Source organism: Streptomyces sp. NP-1717 (genome assembly GCF_022695985.1).
In the GTDB taxonomy this organism is placed as follows: Bacteria; Actinomycetota; Actinomycetes; order Streptomycetales; family Streptomycetaceae; genus Streptomyces.
On record NZ_JAAPBF010000451.1, the window covers coordinates 1 to 1,595 of the forward strand.

3 protein-coding genes are annotated in these 1,595 nt (G+C 71.3%); all 3 read left to right on the forward strand.

Going from position 1 to position 1,595, the window contains the following annotated elements; genetic code table 11:
* Window positions 1-197 (forward strand): molybdenum cofactor biosynthesis protein B (locus tag GXP76_RS35400; RefSeq protein ID WP_374363735.1); only part of this gene is annotated, 197 nt, incomplete at its 5' end.
* Complete coding sequence (locus tag GXP76_RS35405; RefSeq protein WP_242575720.1) at window positions 194-820, forward strand: GNAT family N-acetyltransferase; 627 nt, start codon at window positions 194-196, stop codon at window positions 818-820. The genes GXP76_RS35400 and GXP76_RS35405, both read left to right, overlap by 4 nt.
* A gap of 142 nt (window positions 821-962) precedes the next feature.
* The coding region (gene glpR / locus GXP76_RS35410) for a gephyrin-like molybdotransferase receptor GlpR (RefSeq protein WP_374363737.1) at window positions 963-1,595 on the forward strand (633 nt) is incomplete at its 3' end.

The window sequence follows — 1,595 nt, forward strand, 5'->3', positions numbered from 1 at the left end:
TCCGAGCCGAGGGCGCCCGGAAGGTCCCCACGGCCGCGCTCTCCCGGGGCCTCGCGGGCGTCGCGGGCCGGACCCTGATCGTGAATCTGCCCGGCTCCTCCGGCGGTGTACGGGACGGGCTCGCCGTCCTCGGCCCGCTGCTCGCCCACGCCGTCGACCAGATCCACGGCGGCGATCACCCGCGTACCGACGGATGAACCACCCGTTCTGGCCCGTGGCGCTGGTGGACGGCGATGTCGTCCTGCGCCCCATAAAGCCGCGCGATCAACGGGCCTGGCGCGAGGTCAACCGGCGCAACCGCGAGTGGCTGCGGCCGTGGGAGGCGACGATCCCGCCGCCGCCCCCCGGCGCCCCGGTCGCCCAGCGTCCGACGTACCGGCAGATGGTCCGTCATCTGCGCGCCGAGGCGAACGCGGGGCGGATGCTGCCGTTCGTCATCGAGTACCAGGGCCGCCTCGTCGGCCAGTTGACCGTGGCCGGGATCACCTGGGGCTCGATGTGCTCGGGCCACGTCGGCTACTGGGTGGACCGCGACGTCGCGGGGCGCGGCGTCATGCCGACGGCCGTGGCCCTCGCCGTCGACCACTGTTTCCGCATGGCGGGTATGCACCGGATCGAGGTGTGCATTCGCCCCGAGAACGGGCCGAGCCGCCGGGTCGTGGAGAAACTCGGATTCCGCGAGGAAGGGACCCGGCCCCGCTATCTGCACATCGACGGGGCCTGGCGGGACCATCTGGTCTTCGCGCTCACGGCCGAGGAAGCAGGGGACGGGCTCCTGCGCCGCTGGCACCGGGCACGACCTGGTACGCCACAGAAATGAAATAAGTGTTCGAAATTAGTCGCCATCCGACCATCAAGTGATCCGAACAATCACAAAAAAAGTCCGTGATATCAGCCAGATCGTGCGACACACCGGCTCAATTGGCGGATCCCCTCGCGCGTAGACCTCTACGGTGTGAACCGTGAGCAGCAGCGGCCTCATCTACGCAGTCATCGTCGGGGCCTGGGCCGCCTACTTGGTACCGATGTGGCTCCGCAGGCAGGACGAGCTCAACGAAGCCCGTCCGACGGAACGCTTCAGCACCGCCATCCGGCTGCTTTCCGGCCGGGCGGGGATGGAGCGCCGGTACGCCAAGGAGTTGCAGGACCGCACCACCGAGGAGGCCGGGCCCGACGATGCACCGGACGTCGCGGCGGAGCCGACGAGCTCCGTCGACGTCCGGTCCTTCTCCGCGCCCGCGGCCCGTACGGAAGCCCGGCTGGAGATCCCGGCACCGTCCTCGAAACGCCCGGCGCCCGCACCGCCCGTCGCGCCCGAACGGCGCGCACGCCCCACCGGCGACGCGGCCGAACGCGCCCGCCGCGCCCAGCGCTCGCAGGTCCTCGCCCGCCGCCGGCGCACCACCGTGGTGCTCTTCCTCGCCTTCACGATCGGCGCGGTCGTCGCCGGCGTCCAGGGCCTCGCCTTCCTGTGGGCGCCGGGCGTCCCCGCCGTACTCCTGAGCGTGTACATCGTGCATCTGCGCGCCCAGGAGCGCCGCCGCTTCGTCTTCACCATGGACCGCCGCAGGGCCGAGATCGCCGCACAGCGACTG

What these genes read in the sequence shown, in the direction of transcription:
- GXP76_RS35405 (WP_242575720.1), top strand. Translation starts at nt 194, where the DNA reads ATGAACCACCCGTTCTGGCCCGTGGCGCTGGTGGACGGCGATGTCGTC.